Origin of the sequence: Sporosarcina sp. BP05 (assembly GCF_014282005.1) — a bacterium.
In the GTDB taxonomy this organism is placed as follows: Bacteria; Bacillota; Bacilli; order Bacillales_A; family Planococcaceae; genus Sporosarcina.
On sequence record NZ_JACFTD010000013.1, the window covers coordinates 59762 to 80373 of the forward strand.

Here is a 20612-nt window from a genome sequence, read left to right on the forward strand (position 1 = left end):
TTTTCTCTCCTTCAACCATCATGCTTTTTCAATTGGTGCAAATTTCGCTAAGAGACGTTTGACCCCTATTGGATTCGGAAATGCGATGTCCAGTTCGACTTCTTCGCCTGTCCCTTTTACGCTGACAACCATGCCGGTTCCCCACTTTTTGTGGACCGCTTTGTCGCCCGGGCTCCATCCCATTTTGTCTCCGCCACTTGTGTTATAGACAGGCTTTTTAACTGCAGATCGTACAGGTGCTTCATTGCGTGCCTTGGATCCTCCTCCAATGGAGAATCCAGAATTTCTTGAAACAATTTCTGTAATGTCATCCGAAATTTCTGCGATGAAACGGGAAGGGCTGTTATAGCTCGCACGTCCATACAGCGTACGATATGATGCGGAAGTGAGATAGAGTTTTTGCTCCGCACGCGTGATACCCACGTACGCAAGACGCCTTTCTTCTTCCATCTCCTCATCATCGCCCATTGAACGGGAGTGTGGAAAGACGTTTTCTTCCATTCCGATGATGAAGACAACAGGGAACTCAAGACCTTTTGCTGCGTGCATCGTCATAAGCACAATTTTCTCTGTAGATTTGTTCTCTTCTTTATCAAGTGAATCTATATCTGCGATGAGTGCAAGATCTGTCAAGAAGGCGAGTAATGATTTGTCACCAGTATCCTCTTCTGCCCGTTTTTCAAAAGCTTCTGTGACAGATAGGAACTCTTCGATGTTTTCTAGACGACTTTCTGATTCAATCGTCTTTTCACGGTGAAGCATTTCGCGGTAACCCGATTTATCAAGTATTTGCTCAACGAGTTCAGTTACTGATAAATATTCCTTCATTTGAGTGAATCCGACGATAAGCTCTCGGAACTTGGCAACTTCATTTGCAGCTCTTGACGTGATGCCCATAAAGTCAACTTCTTGTAATGCATCAAAAATAGAGCGGTCGTGTTCAATTGCAAAGCGCGCCATTTTATCGAATGAAGTAGCACCGATACTTCGCTTCGGCTCATTAATAATTCGGGCCAACGCAAGATCATCATCATTGTTAGAGATGAGTTTTAAGTAAGCAAGCAAGTCCTTGATTTCCTTCCGTTCATAGAACTTCGTGCCGCCAACAATTGTGTAATCGAGATTCGATTTCACAAGATATTCCTCGATAACGCGAGACTGAGCGTTCGTACGATATAGAACAGCGAACTGATCTAGCTTTAATTTCTCCTGCTCTTTCAATTCAATGATTTTACCAACAACAAACTGCGATTCATCTTTTTCATCGCTCGCTTTATAGACATAAATTGAATCGCCTTCTTCATTGTCTGTACGAAGCTTTTTATCATAGCGACTCTTGTTATTTGTTATGACGTCGTTCGCTGCCTGTAAGATGCGTTGCGTCGAACGATAGTTCTGCTCAAGCATGATCATTTCGGCATTTTTATAGTCTTTTTCAAAGGATAGAATATTGCCGATGTCCGCACCGCGCCATCTATAGATAGATTGGTCAGAGTCTCCAACTACACATAAGTTTTTAAATTTAGCCGCCAGCATATTAACAAGTCTGTACTGTGCGTTATTTGTATCCTGATACTCATCAACATGAATGTATTGGAATTTGTTTTGATAAAATTCAAGGACATCTGGTACACGTTCGAATAAGACGAGCGTCATCATGATTAAATCATCAAAATCGAACGATTGGTTTTGGCGCAATCGTTTTGCATAGCCATCGTAGACATCTGCTATTGTTTTTTCGTAAGGGTTGTGGGGGTTGATTTGAGCGCGGTACATTTCCGCATCAATACATTCGTTTTTCGCTGAGCTGATAGCGTTCAGCATTGTACGCGGTTCGTACTGTTTCGCATCAAGGTTCAACGTTTTCAAAACGCTTTTAATAACCGACAATTGATCTGCTGAATCGAGAATCGAAAATGATTTTGAAATTCCGATTCGATCGCTATCGCGACGCAAGATCCGAACACACATTGAGTGGAAGGTAGAAACCCACATCCGCTCGCCTGTCCCCGCACCAAGCAGTCCATCGATACGGTCACGCATTTCACGTGCTGCCTTGTTAGTAAATGTAATCGCTAAAATATTGGAAGGATAAATATTCTTCTCAACGACGAGATAGGCTATCCGGTGTGTCAGGACACGTGTTTTACCGGAGCCAGCACCCGCCATTATAAGAAGTGCACCTTCTGTTTTTTTCACTGCACGTGCTTGTTCTGGGTTCATACCTATAAGTAAGTCTTCTGCTATTTTATTCATCTATTTATCGCCCTCTCGGAACATTTGTTCTTTTATTATACACTGATTTGGTCTTAACGGGAAACCCGTTTCACCGCGTCGACTGTTGCGAGTGCCGCCTTGAAATCTTCATAGATGACGTTGCCAACGATAATCGTATCCGCGATTTCAGCCATCTTTTTAGCATCTTCAACACTTCTGATGCCACCGCCGTAAAAAAGACGTGTTTTTTCAAGCACGCGTGATGCTGCTTCTACTACCCTTGGATTACCGTACATACCGCTGTATTCTAGATAAAAAATAGGTAATTTGAAAAGATGTTCCGCCATGCGAGCATAAGCGATGACATCCTCCTCGTCCGGTACTTCTGTCACGCCGGTCAATTTCGCCGCTTTACAGTCGGGGTTCATAATACAATACCCCTCCGCTTGAATTTCATCCCAATCCATCATATGACCATATTCACGGAGCGCGGAATGATGGAGACCATTAATCCATTCTACTTTCGTTGAGTTAAGCACCGTTGGGATGAAATAATAATCAAAACCCGGTGTCACTGAGTCAACTGTCGATATTTCAAGTGCAACTGAAACGGAATATCTTCTGATGCGGACGAGTAAATCGAGTACGTTATCTAGTGTCACTCCATCTGTACCACCAACAATAATCCCATCTGTTCCTGACTCTGCAAGGAGTTCCAATTGCTCTTCTGCTACCGCTTTTTCAGGATCTAATTTAAAGGCATGACGCCATGTAGTGAAATCCATGTTTGACCACCCAATCTTATAATGTACGTTCCTCTAGTATACCAAAAAAACCGGACAGATTCTTTCCCTGTCCGGTTCTCCCTAAAAGCGTAAGCCGCCTGCCTAGATAACACCTAAAAGCATTTGGCATCTTGGGGTACTTATTTAGTCTCGACTTGCTCTTCATCCACTTGCGGATAAAGGCGTCCAAGTACTTTTCCATACCCGCCAGAGCCATAATCCACACAGCGCCGCACCCTTGAGATTGTTGCAGTACTGGCACCTGTCTCACCTTGTATCTTATCGTACGTCTTCTTCATCATAAGCATTTGTGCCACTTCGAGACGTTGGGCGAGTGACTGCAATTCACTTATCGTGACGAGATCGTCAAAGAATTCATAGCATTCATCGAGGTCTTTTAATTCGAGCATTGCCTTAAATAGTTGGTCCGTCTGATGGCCACGGATTTTGTCAATTTGCATACGTCTCCCTCTCTCTGAATGAATTTCTTAAGGGGTATATGTGACAGACGTTCCCATTCCAGGATGAGTAGAAACGATGTGAATCCATGTTTTACCCGGAACTAGTTCTGCGGGAACACCATTTTCCATTGGTGTCAGGATTCCATCTATATTTTCCCACTCGATTTCCTTTTCAATACCAGCGTGGAATAGCATACCTTTACCGCCCGACTCAATATCGACTGACTGTCTACCGACGTTATCGATTGTACGATGAGCCGTTTCGAATATAAGTATATTAGACAGTTCCACTGGTTTTTCATTGGATTTATCGACTGTTACAATCCCTTTTACCATTCTATTGTACGTTCCTTTTTCAGCATCATAGGAATACGTGCTTGTAAATTCCGGGTCTGTTCCATAACGAACAATAAGCATCGATGCGATATCCCCTATTTTAGCATCTTCTATCGATTCTAGGAAAGAAAATGCCGGTATTACTGACAATTCTATTGACGAATTGGTCTTCTCCATACCTGCTAGTACATTATCTTTCGTTGTATACGAATTATGCGGAGCCCTTCGTTCTTTGGAGCGATTGAAAAGCGTTCCATCATATTGCATGCCGTTTATATTATCTACAAAACGGTCTTGCAGCATTTGTTTGGCATCAGGGCTATATCCGTGCGCCACGTAAAATGCGTCAAGTCCTTTTGAGATATGAACAAAATAATCCCTAGCACTGCGAATAGGACCGATTTCTTCTGGCAATTCACTTTGGAATAATGCCAAAAGCCTTGTGATGTTGCCCTCTGCTGCGAGTTCATAGACAATATCAGCATCACTAATACCTGATTGCGGCCTTGCTAGCGGATGGTTATTAATCGTAACAAGAACTGGACGACGGGTACTTTCCTCTTCTGATAGAACACCAGTGAACGGTGCTTTATACAAAGTTGGGCCCTGTACTGGTTCTTCTTCAACGACTACTTCTTTCTCTATCGGCTCGGGTACTTCGTCCTCCGCCTTCTCTTCTTTCGAACACGCCGCTAACAGCAATAGTAAGATTGCTATGAACAATAGCGATCCTCTCATTTTCTTCTCCATCTCTGCCCCCTATCTTCCGGTTGCCGGAACAATAATTTCTTTTTTCATAACATCATACAGTCCCATCTGCGTGATACGTATGTACGGCAAATGTGTTGATTGTAGGAACAGCAACGTGTAGACCGCATCGCCTTTTGTATAGCCACGTTCTGTAAGCGCCTTTTTCAATTCTAACTCTTGTTCAATCAATTTATGAACCGGCTCCGCCGATAATCCGCCGCCGATTGGCAGTGGAAGAGTCGCGACGATTCCACCGTTTTCCGAAAGCACCATACCCCCGCCAATTCGTTTAATTTCCTTGAAGGCATTGTGCATTTCTTTTTTATCCTTACCGATTAAGATAAAATCCCCTGTATTCGAATACGAAGATGCAAAGCCTTGAATCCCTGTTGCGAACCCTTTAATAACTGCGTTGACATGCCATTTTCCATTCCTATCGAGAAGCATCAGGAAACTTTCATCGTGATCATCCGCCAGTTTATCGCCTTTTGTATCAATCGTCACATTATATGGTTTTGTAATGACGTCGTTGAGCATTTCGATTCCAATCGGGTTGTCAAATGTGAAATCCGATTCATCAAGATCGAAATTCGGTGCGAACGCTTCAACAAATGACCAATCAATGGCGGGGAAAGGTTCCGTCGATTCATTTTCACGTTTTAACCATTTCCCTTTGGATAAAACATCCGTCGGTACTGGGTTGTATTCATCCTCCAGGATATTTAGCGTTGCATAACGACCTGTGGCAATGAATCCGTGTAAATCGGTCATGTCATAATAGCGCGCAACGTTATAAGATGCCATCTGGTATGCATCAATTGGCGGAACCCCCGCTTCAAGCGCGGCACGGATACACTTATCCATAACGCCATCGAGGTGAAACGAAGGTGTCGAGCCGTCCGTAGTCATCATTAAGTGATCGAACACATTTAATTCTTTGGCAACAATGTCTTTTAATAAATGAGGGAGATCTGGGCGAATAGACGAATAGCGAAGGGTCACTCCATACCCATGCAGCAGCCGTGCCTCTACCTCTTCTACCGTCATCGCTTCATGATCACCGTCTGTTCCAAGAAGACGCATCCGTGCCAAGGTCCGCTCAGAAGCGCCGGGGAAATGCCCTTCGATTTTCTTGCCCCCTATTTTTGCAGCATTTACAGAAGCGACCATGTTGGGTTCCCCAGCCATCAGCCGCGGCCAACCTGTCAATTCCCCGCCCACCAACACTTCTGGACGTTCAATCCACTCTTTAATAGACGCTAGATTAAACAATTCAGCCTCATTCTGTAGAATCGTCTGTGAGTCAAACCGCGCCCACCAGTAAAACGAAAATGGCAATTTATTCAACTCATCAAGCAACGCAAACGATGTTTCATTTTTAAGTGACATAAATAAAATGAGATTATCCGAAATGAATGTCGTTGTCCCAAGACGAGATGCATAATCTGCAAACGTCCGTGGGTTGTACAACTGAAACGGATGCACATGCGGTTCTATATAACCAGGAACAATTTTCTTCCCCGTAGCATCGAAGATTTCGGCGCCTTCTGTCATTGCAGGCATCTCTTTGCCAGCGTAAACAATCCGGTCACCAGCAATCCAAATGTTTCCTGTCACCCATTTTTTATAGATTGAATGTAAATATTCTGCGTTGGTGATAATGAGGTCCGGCGCTTTCTTACCGTCAATCATATGTAGTTGGTTTTTCATTTCACTGGGTTCCCACATAATACCCTCTCCTTTTTACTGAACTATTCATACTATTTATCCTAGCATAGCATTGAGGAAATAAATAGGTAATTCAGTAGACATCTTTTGATATTGCTGACAGACGCAGAAGGCGTGTTAGGGCGTACGTTGTTAAGTTTACGCGGTGTGTTGTTTAGTTTGCGACTAGCGTTGTTTACTTTCAGAGTAACGTTGCGAACTTCCCCAAATCGTCCACTCACTAAAAGGGTTCCGCCTCCTTTTGACGAAATAGTACAGTACTACAATCGATTGGATTTGATAAAATGACCGCCAAGATGCAGTTTGATAAAGAGATGGCCGCAGAATATGATCGAGGTGTACGCCGGACGTTGCCTACCTACGATTCAATGTTCAAACTTGTACAGGCTTATCTTCGAGCAAATATAACACAACAAGAAAGTGTGTTAATAATTGGAGCGGGTGGCGGCAATGAACTCGCCACATTAGGACCTGCTAATCCCGAGTGGACATTTACGGCAGTGGACCCCGCGCCGCCAATGCTTGATTTCGCGCGAATGAAAGCAATCGATTTGAAGATGGATGACCGTGTAGAATTTATCGAAGGAACTGTCAATGATGTGACAGATGAGAAACTGTTTGGGGCTGCAACCTGTATGCTCGTCCTTCACTTCATTGAAGATGTCGATGAAAAAAGGCGTCTACTTAAAAAAATCCGACACCATCTATCACCCGGCGCCCCATTCGTTATGGCGTCCATGTACGGTAACCCGAACGATTCGGCATTCGATGAGTTATTTGCTCTATGGAAAGCATACTGGCTGGATTCAACCAACTTAACTGAAGCGGAAGTAAATGAAATGGAGAAAACCGTTCGGAAGCTTTCCTTCATTCCTGAAGAGGAAATTGTTCATTTATTGCAAGAAGCAGGGTTTGGTAATATCGCGAAATTCTTTACAACTAACATGTTTGGTGGGTGGATTTGCAAAGCTGAATAATAAGAAAAACAAATAAGTCTTCCCAAATTAAAAGAATCCGCCAATTCATCACTTAGATGAATTGGCGGATTTCTTATTCAAACGTACGCCAGCCAATGTCCTGCCTATAAAAGAATCCGTTCCATTCTAATTGAGACAAGCCTTTATAAACCTCAACCTGCGCTTCTTTCAATGAATCTGCTTTCGCTGTAATAAGGAGTACACGCCCCCCATTACCAACAAAGCCTGCACCATTCGATTTCGTGCCTGCATGGAAGACTTCTAAGCCTCGTGCTGACAAAACATCAAGATCAGGCAATGCTGCCCCTTTTACTACATCTCCCGGATATCTATCGGCAGCAATGACAACGCCTAACATCGCTTTGTCATCCCACTTCAAGTCATACGGTTTACTAGCCATAAGTGCGGTCATGAATTCACCAAAGTCGGATGCCATTCGTGGAAGGACAACCTGCGTTTCAGGATCGCCAAAACGTGCGTTGAACTCAATTACTTTCGGACCCTTGTCAGTCAAAATGAGACCTGCATATAAAATACCCGTAAACGGAGTCCCTTCTGCAGCCATTGCTTCAACAGTCGGAACAACGACTTTATCGTATGCTTCTTTCACAACTGCATCCGAAATTTGCGGAACGGGTGAATAAGCGCCCATACCACCCGTATTCGGTCCTCTATCGCCGTCATAAGCACGCTTATGATCTTGTGCGACAACCATCGGGTAAATCTGTCCATCATGGACAAATGACATGTAGGAGAACTCTTCACCGTCCAAAAATTCTTCGATAACGACACGTGATGAAGATTCACCAAACTTCTGGTTGCCAATCATGTCGTCTACTGCCGTAAGTGCATCATCCAGCGTCATCGCAACGATAACGCCTTTTCCTGCTGCAAGTCCGTCTGCTTTAACGACAATTGGTGCACCATTTTCTCGGATAAATGCTTTTGCTTCTTCTGCATCGGTAAATGTTCCGTACGCAGCTGTTGGAATATCATACTTCGTCATCAGCTCTTTGGCGAATGACTTACTTCCTTCAATCAGCGCCGCGGCTTTCGTTGGACCAAACGCCGTTAATCCGCGATCAGTAAAGTAATCCACAATTCCTTCCGCAAGCGGCTGTTCAGGACCGACAAATGTCAGGTCCACATGATTCTCTTGTGCAAATGAAGCAAGTGCCTCAAAATCCAGCGCATCGATTTGCACACATTCAGCATCATTTATCATGCCATCATTGCCAGGTGCTACAAAAACTTTATTTACTGAAGGGGAGACATTGAACTGTCTGGCAATCGCATGCTCGCGGCCGCCGCTCCCGATAACGAGTATATTCAATGCAACTCTCTCCTTAATGTTTGAAGTGACGTACGCCTGTGAATACCATTGTAATACCGTATTCGTTGGCTTTTTTAATCGAATCTTCGTCTTTCACTGATCCGCCTGGTTGAATAATTGCCGTAATGCCCGCTTTCGCTGCCGCTTCGACTGTATCATCCATTGGGAAGAATGCATCAGATGCAAGCGCTGCACCTTTAGCACGTTCGCCTGCCTGTGTAAGCGCGATATTCGCAGCTCCAACACGGTTCATCTGCCCTGCACCTACGCCAAGTGTCATATTGTCATCAGTGACGACAATTGCGTTTGACTTCACATGTTTAACAACAGCCCAACCAAGTTTCATCGCTTCCCACTCAGCTTCAGTTGGCTGACGGTCTGTTGCCACTTTGATAGTCGCATCTGCAAATCCGTATGCATCCGGCTCTTGCATAAGCAATCCGCCTTCAACAGAGACCGTATTCCATTTGTCTTTTTTATGTTGATCAAACGAAATTGTCATCAATCGAATATTTTTCTTCTTCGTCAAGATTTCAACTGCTTCGTCCGTGAAAGCTGGTGCAATAATAATTTCAAGGAAGATGCCCGATAATTTTTCAGCAGTTGCTGCATCTACTTCACGGTTCAATGCAATTATACCGCCGAAGATAGACGTCGAGTCTGCTTCATATGCTTTATTGAACGCGTCGAAAATTGTTTCGCCTGTTCCAACTCCACATGGATTCATATGTTTCACCGCTACTGCAGCTGCCTTATCAAATTCTTTAATGATTTGGATAGCCGCGTTCGCGTCTTGAATATTGTTATATGAAAGTTCTTTACCGTGTAATTGTTTCGCGTACGCAATTGAGAAATCAGAACCAAGCGGACGGCTATAAAAAGCTGCTTTTTGGTGTGGATTTTCTCCGTAACGAAGCGGTTGTTTTAGTTCATATGTATACGTAACCTGCTCCGGGAATTCTTCGCCTGTAAGGTCAGTTAAGAAACCGGCAATAAGTGCATCGTATGCCGCTGTATGACGAAATACTTTTGCCGCCAGACGTCTACGCGTTTCAAGTGTCGTTTTACCATCTGCTTTGAGTTCGGATAGTACTTGATTGTAATCTGTTGCATCTACAATAACTGTAACGTATGCATGGTTTTTCGCAGAAGCACGAAGCATCGCTGGTCCACCAATATCGATATTCTCGATTGCATCTTCATTGGTTACATCCGGTTTTGAAATCGTTTCTTTAAACGGATACAAGTTAACACAAACTACGTCAATCGGTTGGATGCCGTGCTCTACCATTTGCGCAATGTGAGAGGGATCGTCTTGTTTTGCAAGAAGTCCTCCGTGAATCATCGGGTTGAGCGTTTTCACGCGGCCTTCCATAATTTCAGGGAATCCAGTTACTGCATCGACCGCTGTTACTGCTACGCCGTTGTCCGCAAGATGTTTCATCGTACCGCCTGTTGATAGCAATTCATAGCCGAGACTTTCCAATTCCTTTGCAAATTCCAAAATACCGTTTTTGTCTGACACGCTAAGCAATGCACGTTTTTTCACGAATAAAACCCTCCAATTAGTATATAAGGATAGCAGTCTAAAATCGCGACTTCCTGTCGCAACGACTGCATGACCTGCATCCTGCCGGCCCCAGCCTTTATCATTACTGGCTAAAAATATTATTTAACGTATCTTTATATAAACCGTGTTCAACAGCATGAATCGCCTCGGCCGTTTTGTCTTCATCGCCGTCGACAACATCAACTGCACACTGTGCAAGAATCTGTCCTGTATCCATACCTTCATCTACCAGATGAACGGTGACACCCGTCACTTTCACACCATGCGCAACCGCTTGTCCAATCGCATCTTTCCCAGGAAACGAAGGCAACAGTGAAGGATGAATGTTGACGATGCGAGAAGGATAAGCCGTCAATAATACCGGACCAACAAGACGCATATAACCAGCAAGAATCAGCCACTGCGCCCCGGATTCCCGAAGTGCATGAAGAATTGCTTCTTCGTATGCATCCTTCGTTTCGAAATCTTTTGGACGGAACGCTGCGACTGGAATATTACCTTTTTCAGCACGTTCAACCACAAATGCCTCCGGTTTGTTCGTCACCATGAGGACTATTTCAGCGTTCAATTCACCTGTTTTACATGCTTCTTCAATCGCCGCAAAATTACTGCCGCTTCCAGACGCGAAAACGGCAATCTTTATTTTTGGATTCATTCGGCAAGACTTCCGTCATGTGTACCTGTAAATGTGACGCCTTCTCCTTCAATCACACGTCCGATAATGAATGCTTCTTCTCCATGCTCAGCTGCAATTTTAAGGGCAGCATTCGCTTGTTCTTCAGGGAGTGCAACAACAAAACCGATACCCATATTGAATACGCTGTATAGATCTTTATCTAACAGTTCGCCTTTTTCTTTCAGCATCTTGAATACTGGAAGTACAGGCCATGAACCAAGGTCAATTTCTGCTCCGAATCCATCTACCAACATACGTGGTAAGTTTTCGTAGAAGCCGCCGCCCGTAATATGGCCCATTGAATGGACATCAAGTTCGCTATGCATTTGAAGAACAGGTTTCGCGTAAATTTTCGTCGGTGTAAGAAGTGCGTCTCCAACCGTTCCAAGCTCTTCGTACCCGGCGATTAAACCGTCAATTTCACAGCCTTGGTCTTCTATCACAATTTTACGCACTAGTGAATATCCGTTCGAATGAATACCGCTTGAAGCGATACCAACAAGAACGTCTCCAGCAACAACTTTTTCACCCGTAACAATTTTACTCTTTTCACATGCGCCAACTGCAAATCCTGCAAGGTCATACTCATCGACTTCGTAAAGTCCTGGCATCTCAGCCGTTTCTCCGCCAATTAATGCCGCGCCAGATTGAACACAACCATCTGCAATTCCTTTAACAATCGCTTCTACCTTTTCAGGAACGGCTTTTCCAAGCGCGATGTAGTCAAGGAAGTAAAGAGGTTCTGCGCCCTGTGCGACAATATCGTTAACACACATAGCAACACAGTCAATACCAATCGTGTCATGCTTATCTGCCATGAACGCCAGTTTCAACTTTGTACCAACACCGTCTGTACCGGAAATAAGAACCGGCTCTTTATAATTAAGTGCGGATAGATCGAACATGCCGCCAAAACCGCCGAACGTTCCTGTAACACCAATACGTGCAGTACGCGCAACATGGGATTTCATCCGTTCAACTGACTCGTAACCAGCTTCGATATTTACACCTGCGTTTTCATAAGCCTTCGACATGTAAAAGTCCCCCTATCAAACAATTTCTTTCTTATGTGGCAAAACTGTATCCGAATAGATTTCTGTAGGATATTCCCCTGTAAAGCATGCAAGGCATTGTCCACAGTTCTTTGTTTTATCGGGACGTCCAATTGCTTCGACCATTCCCTCAGCAGACAGGAACGTCAGTGAATCTGCACCGATAAGTTCTCGGATTTCATCAACCGTCCTGTTTGTTGCGATCAATTCTGAATCCGTACTGATATCTACGCCATAAAAACACGGACTGACAAGCGGCGGAGACGCGATCACAACGTGAACTTCCGTCGCACCGGCTTCTTTTAACAGATTGACAATCCTTTTAGACGTGGTGCCGCGAACAATCGAATCATCCACCATGACGACTCGTTTACCGTTCACAACTTGACGCACTGGAGAAAGTTTCATCTTCACGCCTTTTTCACGCATCTCCTGTGTCGGTTGAATGAACGTTCGCCCGACATAACGACTTTTGATCAGCCCTAACTCATACGGAATTCCACTTTCTTCAGAAAATCCAATAGCGGCTGAAATACTTGAATCCGGCACACCTGTGACGACGTCTGCTTCGATATGCACTTCGCGTGCAAGGCGTTTGCCGCAGCGTTTACGCGCCGAATGAATATTAATACCATCAATATCCGAATCCGGACGTGCAAAATAAACATATTCCATCGAGCACATAGCTGAGTCCGCTGCTGGCGCAAAGCGGTCCGACTGAAGACCTTTATCATTAATAATGATGAGTTCTCCTGGTTCTACCGAACGAATCCATTCTGCGCCGATAATATCGAACGCACATGTCTCAGATGCTACGACCCATGCATCGCCTATTTTCCCAAGGGATAGTGGACGAAGACCATTCGGATCCTGCGCGACCATTAACCCATCATCTGTCAAGATGACAAACGCAAACGCACCTTTTAACATCGACAATGCTTTCTTCACGCGATCACGCTGCGTTAAAGAACCGCTGCTCTTCTTGATTAAATGCGCTAGCACTTCCGTGTCAGAATTCGTTTGAAAAATACTACCTTGGCGTTCAAGATGCTCGCGTAGTTCGACCGCATTCACAATGTTACCATTGTGAGCGACCGAAAGACTTCCAGTTGTTGAACGGAAAACGAGCGGCTGAACATTTTCGATTCCGCGACCGTTCTCTGTAGAATAACGCACTTGTCCAATTGCAGCATTTCCTTTTAAATCATCTATCTCGTTACCAGAAAACACTTCATTGACAAGACCTTCGCCTTTGATCACATGAAATTTCTTGCCTTCCTTCGTAACGATACCGGCTCCTTCTTGACCCCGGTGTTGTAATGCGTGCAGACCATAATAACTGATCTGCGCCGCGTCTTCATGACCCCAAATGCCAAACACACCGCACTCTTCGTTTAGGCCTCTGAGTTCAGCAAGCATTGGATAGCCCCTTTCCATGCAGAACGGAGTTCATCCACCGTCCCGTCGATTAACATGCCATTTTCACCATTAATAACGATACGGTTACTATCCGTAACTACACCGATTTTAATCGCATCTGCCACAGTTTTTTCGAAATCTGCTGCATTTTCTTCTTTTACAGTCACAAGGAAACGTGATTGCGTTTCACTGAATAATGCCGTTACTGCTGATCCAGAGACTGTAACGCCTGCCCCAAGACCTTCCGTACCAAATGCTTTTTCACAAAGCGCTACTGCAAATCCGCCTTCTGATAAATCAGTTGCAGATTGAACAAGTCCTGCTTGGATTGCCGTCAAAAGCTCTTTCTGACGTGCTGCTTCAACTTCTAGGTCAATTGCCGGAGCTTGGCCGAAAATCTTCCCTTCCATCATTTGTTGCAATTCACTACCGCCGAAGTCAAGTGATGCTTCGCCTATGACATAGATGACATCGCCTGCACGCTTGAATTCAGTAGTCGTTACTTGTGATAAATCATGGACAAGACCAACCATACCAATCGTTGGTGTCGGATAGATTGGAACACCATTCACTTCATTAGACAAGGAAACATTCCCGCTTATTACAGGTGCATTCAACTTGCGGCATGCATCAGAAATTCCGTCAGCTGATTTCTCAAGCTGCCAAAACACTTCCGGTTTGTCCGCACTACCAAAGTTTAAACAGTCTGTAATTGCAATTGGCTCCGCACCTGAACATATGAGATTACGCGCTGCTTCAGCAACTGCAATTTTCCCGCCTGTTTCTGGGTCAAGATAGACAAAACGCGAGTTACAATCGGATGTCATTGCAAGGCCTTTATTCGTTCCACTGACACGAATGACACCTGCAGATGAGCCTGGTGCAACGATGGTATTTGACCTAGCTTGTGTATCGAACTGGTTGTAGACCCATTCTTTCGATGCAATCGTTGGACGTTGTAATAGATCTTTAAGTGTTTCATTCAAATCAGTCACGACAGGTTCTGTCATTTCCATTGCTTGGAATTCTCTAAAATAAGCAGGTTCCTCAGATTTCTTATGGTAAACCGGTGCGTCTTCAGCAAGTGCATCAGCCGATACTTCTGCAACAACTTCACCTTTATGAAGCAGACGTAGCATTTTATCGTCCGTTACTTTACCAATCGTTACCGCTTCGATATTATATTTCGCAAATAAATCCGTTACTTCTTGTTCACGGCCTTTTTTCACGACGATTAGCATACGTTCTTGAGATTCTGACAACATCATTTCATAAGCTGTCATTCCCTCTTCACGTTGTGGTACTAGGTCAAGGTTTAGCTCAACGCCATAGCCTGCTTTTGAAGCCATTTCAGCCGCAGATGAAGTAAGTCCCGCCGCACCCATATCTTGAATCCCTATTAACGCGTCTGATTTTACAAGCTCAAGGCATGCTTCCATCACAAGTTTTTCAAGGAATGGATCTCCAGCTTGCATTACAGGCAGTTCACCCTCTTTATCAATCGACACTTCGGATGAAGACATCGTCGCACCATGAATCCCGTCACGTCCTGTTGTAGCACCGGCATACATCACACTATTACCGACACCTGAAGCAATCCCTTTTTGAATGTCTTCATGATTTAACAAACCAACAGCCATCGCATTTACGAGTGGGCGTTTAGAGTAACAATTATCGAACTGAACTTCGCCGGCAATAGTAGGAATACCAATCGCATTTCCGTAACTCGCAATCCCTGCAACCGCTTCTTCGAATAAATACCGGTCACGCGCATCTGATAGATCGCCGAAACGGAGAGAGTTAACAAGTGCTACTGGGCGGGCACCCATTGAAAATACGTCACGCAGAACCCCACCCGCACCTGTTGCTGCACCGATGAACGGTTCAATCGCAGAAGGTGAGTTATGAGATTCCATTTTGAATACAGCAGCTTGATTGTCGCCAATGTCGACGATTCCCGCTCCTTCTCCCGGTCCTTGAAGAACACGCGGTCCATCAGTTGGGAATTTACGAAGTACTGGTTTAGAACTCTTATATGAACAATGCTCAGACCACAATGCTGAGAATAGACCTGTTTCCGTATAGTTCGGAAGGCGTCCTAACATCCCTACGGCACGTTCAAATTCCTCGTCTGTCATTCCCATTTGGCGGTATAATTGTTCATCTTTAATTTGTTGTGCGTTCGGTTCATGCTTGGCTGACATTATTTTCACTCCACCTTTTTAAGATTGAATTGAATAGAGGCAATCCATCTGTTCCTCCGATGATTTCCTCAACTGCACGTTCAGGAAGGGGCATCATACCGAGTACATTGCCTGTTTCGTTCAACACACCCGCGATATCTGCTGTGCTGCCATCTGCATTTCCGTCCGCATATGTAAAGACGATACGGTTAGTACTTTCCAATTCTGCTGCCGTCTTTTCATCAACATAATAGTTGCCGAATTCATGAGCAAACGGAATTGTGATTTCTTGCCCGTTTTCGTAATCTGAAGTAAATGTCGATTCTGTATTCAGGACAGTCAATTTCGTCTTTCCAGACCTGAATTTCAGACCTTTATTGCGCAAGAAAGCTCCTGGTAAAAGACCTGCTTCCGCAAGGATTTGGAATCCGTTCCCCACACCAAGAACAGGTTTCCCTGTTGCCGCAAATGCTTTCAAGCTCTCGATTGCTTGTGAACTTTGCGCCAGTGCGCCTGGACGCAGATAATCACCGTACGATGCTCCGCTTGGAATAAGTACTGCGTCATAACCATCAAGATTCGCTTCTGTATGCCAGATATATTCTGCTTTATTGCCCAGAACGGTATTTACTGCATGAAACATGTCGATGTCGCAACCCGATCCTGGGAAAACAAGTATAGCGAACTTCATTTGCCCGCGACCTCCCCGATTTCATATCGGTAGTCCTCAATAACTTTATTAACCAAAAGCTTTTCGCACATTTCTTTGACACGTGCATCGATATCTGCAACTGATCCATCTACTTCTAGCTCAATCAATTTCCCAATGCGTACGTTTTCGACCTCTTTATAACCCATCGTTTGAAGCGCTTCTATCGTTGCTACCCCTTGTGGATCAACAACACTTTCACGGAGTGTTACGTATACGTTTACTTTCGTCATGTCTTTTTTCCTCCCAAATGGAATTAGATTAGGTTTCTTTTTGAAATGTTGAAAAGCTGCCGTCAATTATTCAGTCAAGACGGAGCTGTTTGAAATTCGTCTCACACTTATTTTGCTCTAACCGTATAGCGCCAATTTTTGGATTGGGGTATTTCTTTATCATAAGTATTCCCCTTTATTCAGACCAAATGCCCGTAGAATCAATAACTTCCAATGTTTTTTCAATATTGTCAGTCATAATTGTGACATGTCCCATTTTACGCTTTATTTTCGCTTCGGCTTTGCCGTATAGATGGATTGACCAATCAGGATAATCCGTGACAATCTTTGTCAGTGGCGCAACATGTTCTCCGAGTACATTCACCATAATCGATGATTGCCATAGAATTGGCTTGCGAAGAGGCCACCCGCAGATGGCACGTATATGCTGATGGAACTGAGATATGTTACACGCCTCTATTGAATAGTGGCCCGAGTTATGTGGACGTGGTGCTAATTCATTAATAATAATTTCATCATTTTCTAAAACGAACATTTCAACCGCCAATGTCCCGACAAGATTAAGATGATCTGCGATTTTCGTCGCTGCATCTTCGGCTTTGGCTAAGACATTTCCATGGACCCGTGCTGGAACGATTGATTCATGTAATATATGGTGTTTATGGATATTTTCAGCGACGGGAAGGCAGTAAGATTGTCCTTTAGCATTGCGTTGAATGATTACTGATATTTCTTTCGTAAACGGAACGAATGCTTCTGCAATACATGCCGAATGTTCAAAGAGTGTTTCCGCTTCGTAAAGATCACTTTCAGAGTCAATTTTCACTTGCCCTTTTCCGTCATAGCCGCCGAATGCCGTCTTAACGATACAAGGGAAGCCAACCTCTGTGATTCTTGTTGTTAGTTCGTCAAAGGTTTGTGCCGTTACATAGTTTGCGACTGGTGCACCTGATGCTGTGATTTCTGCTTTTTCGTTGATACGGTTCTGTGTGATTCGAACAAGTTCTGCGCCCTGCGGTACGTGCGCGATTTGAGTGAGTCTTTTCAAACCCTCAAAATCAATATTCTCGAATTCGTATGTGATGACGTCACTCACTTCACCTAGTTCCTCGAGTGCAGCCTCATCGTTGTACGGTGCAACAATCCGGATATCAGCAATTTGACCACACGGTGAATCCATGACAGGATCCAGCACCGCGATTTTGAATCCCGCTTCCTTCGCAGCTAGCCCCATCATCCGACCAAGCTGTCCGCCGCCAATAATCCCTATCGTTTGTCCAGGTAAAATTGTTATCATAGTAAATCACCGCTGCTTTCCAGTGCCGCATCACGCATGTTGTTACGACGCTCTTCAATACGTTTCATTAAGGCTTTATCATGGACGCCTAACATCTGTGCTGCAAGAAGACCTGCATTCACAGCGCCTGCTTTCCCAATCGCCATTGTCGCAACTGGCACACCTCCAGGCATTTGAACAATCGACAATAAGGAATCCATTCCGTTCAACGCTTTCGACTGAACTGGTATGCCAATAACCGGGAGCAATGTTTTTGCTGCAACCATTCCAGGAAGATGTGCAGCTCCCCCAGCTCCTGCAATAATAATCTCTAAACCTTTATCTTGCGCTAGTTCTGCATATTCAAACATAAAATCAGGAGTACGATGTGCCGAGACAACTTTCTTCTCATAAAGGACTTCTAGTTCGTCCAAAATGTCACAAGTATGTTTCATCGTTTCCCAATCACTTTTACTTCCCATAATGACACCGATTTTCGGTTCCACTTATAATCCGCTCCTTTTTAAGAAAAACGTAAGGTGCCGCAACAAATGAACGCTGCCTAAGTCCGCCACGGCCTGTGACAACAAGAAGGGATGTAGTTCAATCCCTCCCCGCTGCATGACTTACATGTTGTACGCCAGCGGCAGGCAGAAGACGGACCGGCTTATGACCCGCGCGTCTGGCCCCGAGGCTTAGCCGACATTTATAAACTAAAAAGTCCTCGAACAAACCACTCTTCATATGCATGAAAAGCAGATCATTCGAGGACGTTGAAATATGCGTTAAGATGACTGCACCCATTGGTACCCACACACCTTTCGCTACCATTCCTGAAAGTCGCTTTCCCGCATAGTCCGGACATTACGGTGCCCTGGTAGAAACACTGTGGCCAATTCCACAGTATATATGGGGATTTCTAATAACTCTCTTTATTTTATCAAGAACAGAACCGTTCGTCAATGAAAAAGACGAACAATGGTATATATTACTTTAAAATCGTTCGCCTTTGAGGCGCGTTATTGTTCTGTCAGGATACCTTTAAACTTGATGACCTGTCTTACTGGCACGTATTCTCCGTTTACCTCTGCAAACAGGGGCTCTTCCTTTCGGCCTGCAACAGTATAACCTTCAGCAGTCATTCTCTTCAAACAATCTTCAATAGCCTCTTCGGCTTCCACTTCAAACCATACTGTTTTTTTACTCACTTGAACAACTTTCCTTTCCTCACGCTCTTCACCCAGAAACCGCCATGTATTGTTTTTGCCTCATATGCAATAATAAATGCTTTTGGATCTATTTCCTTAATTGCAACATAAAGTTTTAATTCATATTTTCTTGGTGTTAGTATTTGCATAGAAGTTCGTTCTCCGTCTAGTCCATTCGCTGACCAATCCGTTACGCCATATCCTTTTTCCCTCAGTATACTCGGTAATTTCAATAATTTCTCTGATGTAATTACGTTTACAGTAATATAACCAAGTGCCATCTTCTCTTCAATCATTGAGCCGATGACTACACCACAACCATAACCGACCGCATAGGCTATCACGTTCTCTATTCTATTCAGATTGTCTAGTACTAGTCCAAGACCGATAACATAGATAACAATTTCCACCACACTAACAACAGCAGCAATATACCTATACCCTTTCAGCGTCATAATCATGCGTACTGTAAAGAAAGTAACGTAAACGATATTAATTGCGAATATAATGAGCACCATTTGCACAACAAACAACCCTTTCTATTACTGCATAGTTATCATCGTATCTCTGATTGTGGATGATTTCAAGGCATTGAGAATTTGCAGAAAACTTTTATGTATATTGATTGATTCCATTGGATATAGCTTCGGCGCTTAGGGGATACCTCCCGCTAAATCTAAAGAGATAAAGAAATAACTAGTAACATAAAGATAAACGCATCGTTCTAGTTACTGACTCCATTTGTGCCATTCAAATTGTGTCAGTAGTTGGAATCACACTCTCGGTACCAAAGCACACACTGAACAATCTCTAGAAGTTTATAGGATATAGGGATATTACTGATTATAAGTACCGTTTTGGGTCCTAATTGCAAGTTCCGCTTTCTAATACCAACTTCCCACCTCTTATACTAACTTCGGAATTCTAATGGCAACTCTGCTTGTTAATTGACTTTCGAACTAAGTATTAAAAATAAATTGAACAAAAGCGCAAGCTCCTGTAACGGATGAACGCGGCCAAAGTACGCCACTTCCTGTGGCAACAAGGGGGATCTAGTTCAATCCCCCCAGCTTCATAACCTACATCCTGTAGGCTCGCGACGTCGTGTCACACAAGGAGTGATATAAATTCAATCCCTTGCCACTGCATGACCTGCATCCTGTAGGCCCTAGCTGCGTCTTTGTCCGGGGAAGGATGCAGTTCAATCCTTCGAAACCCGACTGATAAATATAAGGTACACAGCCAGAGTACGCCACCTCCTGTGGCAATGTCTGCGTGACCCACATCAGGTGGGACTCCAAGCCTCTAGGTACTGGCATCTAGACGTAAAATCTTTACGTCCTCTCTTTTCCACAGTACGAGATTTTCATTATTTTCTAGACGTCAAAAAAAGGTCACTACCTATTGGCAATGACCTTACGCTTATATAAAAGACCAATTAAAATTAAAAATAAAAAGCCATTACCTATTGGCAATGACCTTGCGCCCGGCGACGTCCTACTCTCACAGGGGGAAACCCCCAACTACCATCGGCGCTGAAGAGCTTAACTTCCGTGTTCGGGATGGGAACGGGTGTGACCTCTTCGCAATCGTCACCAGACTATTGAGCTTATTCACTCAAAACTGAATAAAACAGACATTGTGCTACACAGAATCAGGGTAATCAAGCCCTTTTCAAAATTGGTTAAGTCCTCGATCA

General features: G+C 44.1%; 19 protein-coding genes, 1 rRNA gene and 1 riboswitch. Of the genes, 1 reads left to right on the top strand and 19 read right to left on the bottom strand.

The window, feature by feature from the left end:
* Nucleotides 1-18: 18 nt before the first annotated feature.
* From pcrA to H2672_RS14240, 5 genes are all read right to left on the bottom strand, one after another.
* Entirely contained in the window at nucleotides 19-2256 is a 2238-nt protein-coding gene (gene pcrA / locus H2672_RS14220; protein ID WP_186672456.1) for a DNA helicase PcrA, read from the bottom strand.
* A 53-nt stretch (nucleotides 2257-2309) separates the two neighbouring features.
* Nucleotides 2310-3002, bottom strand: a complete 693-nt coding sequence (gene pcrB / locus H2672_RS14225) for a heptaprenylglyceryl phosphate synthase (RefSeq protein WP_186672458.1) — start codon at nucleotides 3000-3002, stop codon at nucleotides 2310-2312.
* A gap of 140 nt (nucleotides 3003-3142) precedes the next feature.
* On the bottom strand, nucleotides 3143-3463 hold the full coding sequence (locus tag H2672_RS14230; protein WP_186672460.1) for a YerC/YecD family TrpR-related protein: 321 nt from the start codon (nucleotides 3461-3463) through the stop codon (nucleotides 3143-3145).
* Nucleotides 3464-3490: 27 nt separating this feature from the next.
* Nucleotides 3491-4549 carry a DUF3048 domain-containing protein gene (locus H2672_RS14235; RefSeq protein WP_186672462.1) on the bottom strand — a complete coding sequence of 353 codons (1059 nt, stop codon included), beginning with the start codon at nucleotides 4547-4549 and terminating at the stop codon, nucleotides 3491-3493.
* A 9-nt stretch (nucleotides 4550-4558) separates the two neighbouring features.
* Nucleotides 4559-6277, bottom strand: a complete 1719-nt coding sequence (locus H2672_RS14240; RefSeq protein WP_186672464.1) for an adenine deaminase C-terminal domain-containing protein — start codon at nucleotides 6275-6277, stop codon at nucleotides 4559-4561.
* A gap of 284 nt (nucleotides 6278-6561) precedes the next feature.
* On the opposite strand from H2672_RS14240, the gene H2672_RS14245 reads away from it, so the two are divergent.
* Nucleotides 6562-7254, top strand: a complete 693-nt coding sequence (locus H2672_RS14245) for a class I SAM-dependent methyltransferase (RefSeq protein WP_186672466.1) — start codon at nucleotides 6562-6564, stop codon at nucleotides 7252-7254.
* Between the two features lie 73 nt (nucleotides 7255-7327).
* Here H2672_RS14245 and purD read toward each other — a convergent pair whose 3' ends face one another.
* From purD to rrf, 14 genes are all read right to left on the bottom strand, one after another.
* Nucleotides 7328-8587, bottom strand: a complete 1260-nt coding sequence (gene purD, locus H2672_RS14250; RefSeq protein ID WP_186672469.1) for a phosphoribosylamine--glycine ligase — start codon at nucleotides 8585-8587, stop codon at nucleotides 7328-7330.
* A 13-nt stretch (nucleotides 8588-8600) separates the two neighbouring features.
* Complete coding sequence (purH, locus tag H2672_RS14255) at nucleotides 8601-10136, bottom strand: bifunctional phosphoribosylaminoimidazolecarboxamide formyltransferase/IMP cyclohydrolase (protein ID WP_186672471.1); 1536 nt, start codon at nucleotides 10134-10136, stop codon at nucleotides 8601-8603.
* A gap of 103 nt (nucleotides 10137-10239) precedes the next feature.
* On the bottom strand, nucleotides 10240-10812 hold the full coding sequence (purN, locus tag H2672_RS14260) for a phosphoribosylglycinamide formyltransferase (RefSeq protein ID WP_186672473.1): 573 nt from the start codon (nucleotides 10810-10812) through the stop codon (nucleotides 10240-10242).
* Nucleotides 10809-11867 (bottom strand): phosphoribosylformylglycinamidine cyclo-ligase, encoded by a 1059-nt coding sequence (purM, locus tag H2672_RS14265; RefSeq protein ID WP_186672475.1) that lies wholly within the window; start codon nucleotides 11865-11867, stop codon nucleotides 10809-10811. Before purM ends, purN begins: the two co-directional genes overlap by 4 nt.
* A 15-nt stretch (nucleotides 11868-11882) precedes the next feature.
* Nucleotides 11883-13304 (bottom strand): amidophosphoribosyltransferase, encoded by a 1422-nt coding sequence (gene purF / locus H2672_RS14270; protein ID WP_186672476.1) that lies wholly within the window; start codon nucleotides 13302-13304, stop codon nucleotides 11883-11885.
* Nucleotides 13280-15508: a phosphoribosylformylglycinamidine synthase subunit PurL gene (gene purL / locus H2672_RS14275; protein WP_186672477.1), complete on the bottom strand. Its 2229-nt coding sequence runs from the start codon at nucleotides 15506-15508 to the stop codon at nucleotides 13280-13282. Before purL ends, purF begins: the two co-directional genes overlap by 25 nt.
* Nucleotides 15492-16178 carry a phosphoribosylformylglycinamidine synthase subunit PurQ gene (gene purQ, locus H2672_RS14280; protein WP_186672478.1) on the bottom strand — a complete coding sequence of 229 codons (687 nt, stop codon included), beginning with the start codon at nucleotides 16176-16178 and terminating at the stop codon, nucleotides 15492-15494. The genes purL and purQ overlap by 17 nt, the downstream gene beginning before the upstream one ends.
* Nucleotides 16175-16429: a phosphoribosylformylglycinamidine synthase subunit PurS gene (gene purS, locus H2672_RS14285; RefSeq protein WP_186672479.1), complete on the bottom strand. Its 255-nt coding sequence runs from the start codon at nucleotides 16427-16429 to the stop codon at nucleotides 16175-16177. The genes purQ and purS overlap by 4 nt, the downstream gene beginning before the upstream one ends.
* 175 nt (nucleotides 16430-16604) lie before the next feature.
* Nucleotides 16605-17726 carry a 5-(carboxyamino)imidazole ribonucleotide synthase gene (purK, locus tag H2672_RS14290; RefSeq protein ID WP_186672481.1) on the bottom strand — a complete coding sequence of 374 codons (1122 nt, stop codon included), beginning with the start codon at nucleotides 17724-17726 and terminating at the stop codon, nucleotides 16605-16607.
* Entirely contained in the window at nucleotides 17723-18211 is a 489-nt protein-coding gene (gene purE / locus H2672_RS14295; RefSeq protein WP_186672483.1) for a 5-(carboxyamino)imidazole ribonucleotide mutase, read from the bottom strand. Before purE ends, purK begins: the two co-directional genes overlap by 4 nt.
* 97 nt (nucleotides 18212-18308) lie before the next feature.
* Nucleotides 18309-18536, bottom strand: coding sequence for a hypothetical protein (locus tag H2672_RS14300; RefSeq protein ID WP_186672486.1), 228 nt, complete (start codon nucleotides 18534-18536; stop codon nucleotides 18309-18311).
* Between the two features lie 2 nt (nucleotides 18537-18538).
* A riboswitch (purine riboswitch) is annotated at nucleotides 18539-18638 on the bottom strand.
* A gap of 86 nt (nucleotides 18639-18724) precedes the next feature.
* A complete protein-coding gene (locus H2672_RS14305) occupies nucleotides 18725-18913 on the bottom strand; it encodes an NETI motif-containing protein (protein ID WP_186672488.1) in 189 nt (62 codons plus the stop codon).
* Entirely contained in the window at nucleotides 18910-19431 is a 522-nt protein-coding gene (locus tag H2672_RS14310) for a DUF2179 domain-containing protein (protein WP_186672503.1), read from the bottom strand. The genes H2672_RS14305 and H2672_RS14310 overlap by 4 nt, the downstream gene beginning before the upstream one ends.
* Before the next feature lie 966 nt (nucleotides 19432-20397).
* Nucleotides 20398-20513 (bottom strand): 5S ribosomal RNA (gene rrf / locus H2672_RS14315).
* Between the last annotated feature and the right edge of the window lie 99 nt (nucleotides 20514-20612).

What these genes read in the sequence shown, in the direction of transcription:
- H2672_RS14310 (WP_186672503.1), bottom strand. Translation starts at nt 19,431, where the DNA reads ATGGTGCTCATTATATTCGCAATTAATATCGTTTACGTTACTTTCTTT.
- purF (WP_186672476.1), bottom strand. Translation starts at nt 13,304, where the DNA reads ATGCTTGCTGAACTCAGAGGCCTAAACGAAGAGTGCGGTGTGTTTGGC.
- purL (WP_186672477.1), bottom strand. Translation starts at nt 15,508, where the DNA reads ATGTCAGCCAAGCATGAACCGAACGCACAACAAATTAAAGATGAACAA.
- H2672_RS14235 (WP_186672462.1), bottom strand. Translation starts at nt 4,549, where the DNA reads ATGGAGAAGAAAATGAGAGGATCGCTATTGTTCATAGCAATCTTACTA.
- purM (WP_186672475.1), bottom strand. Translation starts at nt 11,867, where the DNA reads ATGTCGAAGGCTTATGAAAACGCAGGTGTAAATATCGAAGCTGGTTAC.
- purS (WP_186672479.1), bottom strand. Translation starts at nt 16,429, where the DNA reads ATGACGAAAGTAAACGTATACGTAACACTCCGTGAAAGTGTTGTTGAT.
- H2672_RS14300 (WP_186672486.1), bottom strand. Translation starts at nt 18,536, where the DNA reads ATGGTAGCGAAAGGTGTGTGGGTACCAATGGGTGCAGTCATCTTAACG.
- purK (WP_186672481.1), bottom strand. Translation starts at nt 17,726, where the DNA reads ATGATAACAATTTTACCTGGACAAACGATAGGGATTATTGGCGGCGGA.
- pcrA (WP_186672456.1), bottom strand. Translation starts at nt 2,256, where the DNA reads ATGAATAAAATAGCAGAAGACTTACTTATAGGTATGAACCCAGAACAA.
- H2672_RS14240 (WP_186672464.1), bottom strand. Translation starts at nt 6,277, where the DNA reads ATGTGGGAACCCAGTGAAATGAAAAACCAACTACATATGATTGACGGT.
- purN (WP_186672473.1), bottom strand. Translation starts at nt 10,812, where the DNA reads ATGAATCCAAAAATAAAGATTGCCGTTTTCGCGTCTGGAAGCGGCAGT.
- pcrB (WP_186672458.1), bottom strand. Translation starts at nt 3,002, where the DNA reads ATGGATTTCACTACATGGCGTCATGCCTTTAAATTAGATCCTGAAAAA.
- H2672_RS14230 (WP_186672460.1), bottom strand. Translation starts at nt 3,463, where the DNA reads ATGCAAATTGACAAAATCCGTGGCCATCAGACGGACCAACTATTTAAG.
- H2672_RS14245 (WP_186672466.1), top strand. Translation starts at nt 6,562, where the DNA reads ATGACCGCCAAGATGCAGTTTGATAAAGAGATGGCCGCAGAATATGAT.
- purQ (WP_186672478.1), bottom strand. Translation starts at nt 16,178, where the DNA reads ATGAAGTTCGCTATACTTGTTTTCCCAGGATCGGGTTGCGACATCGAC.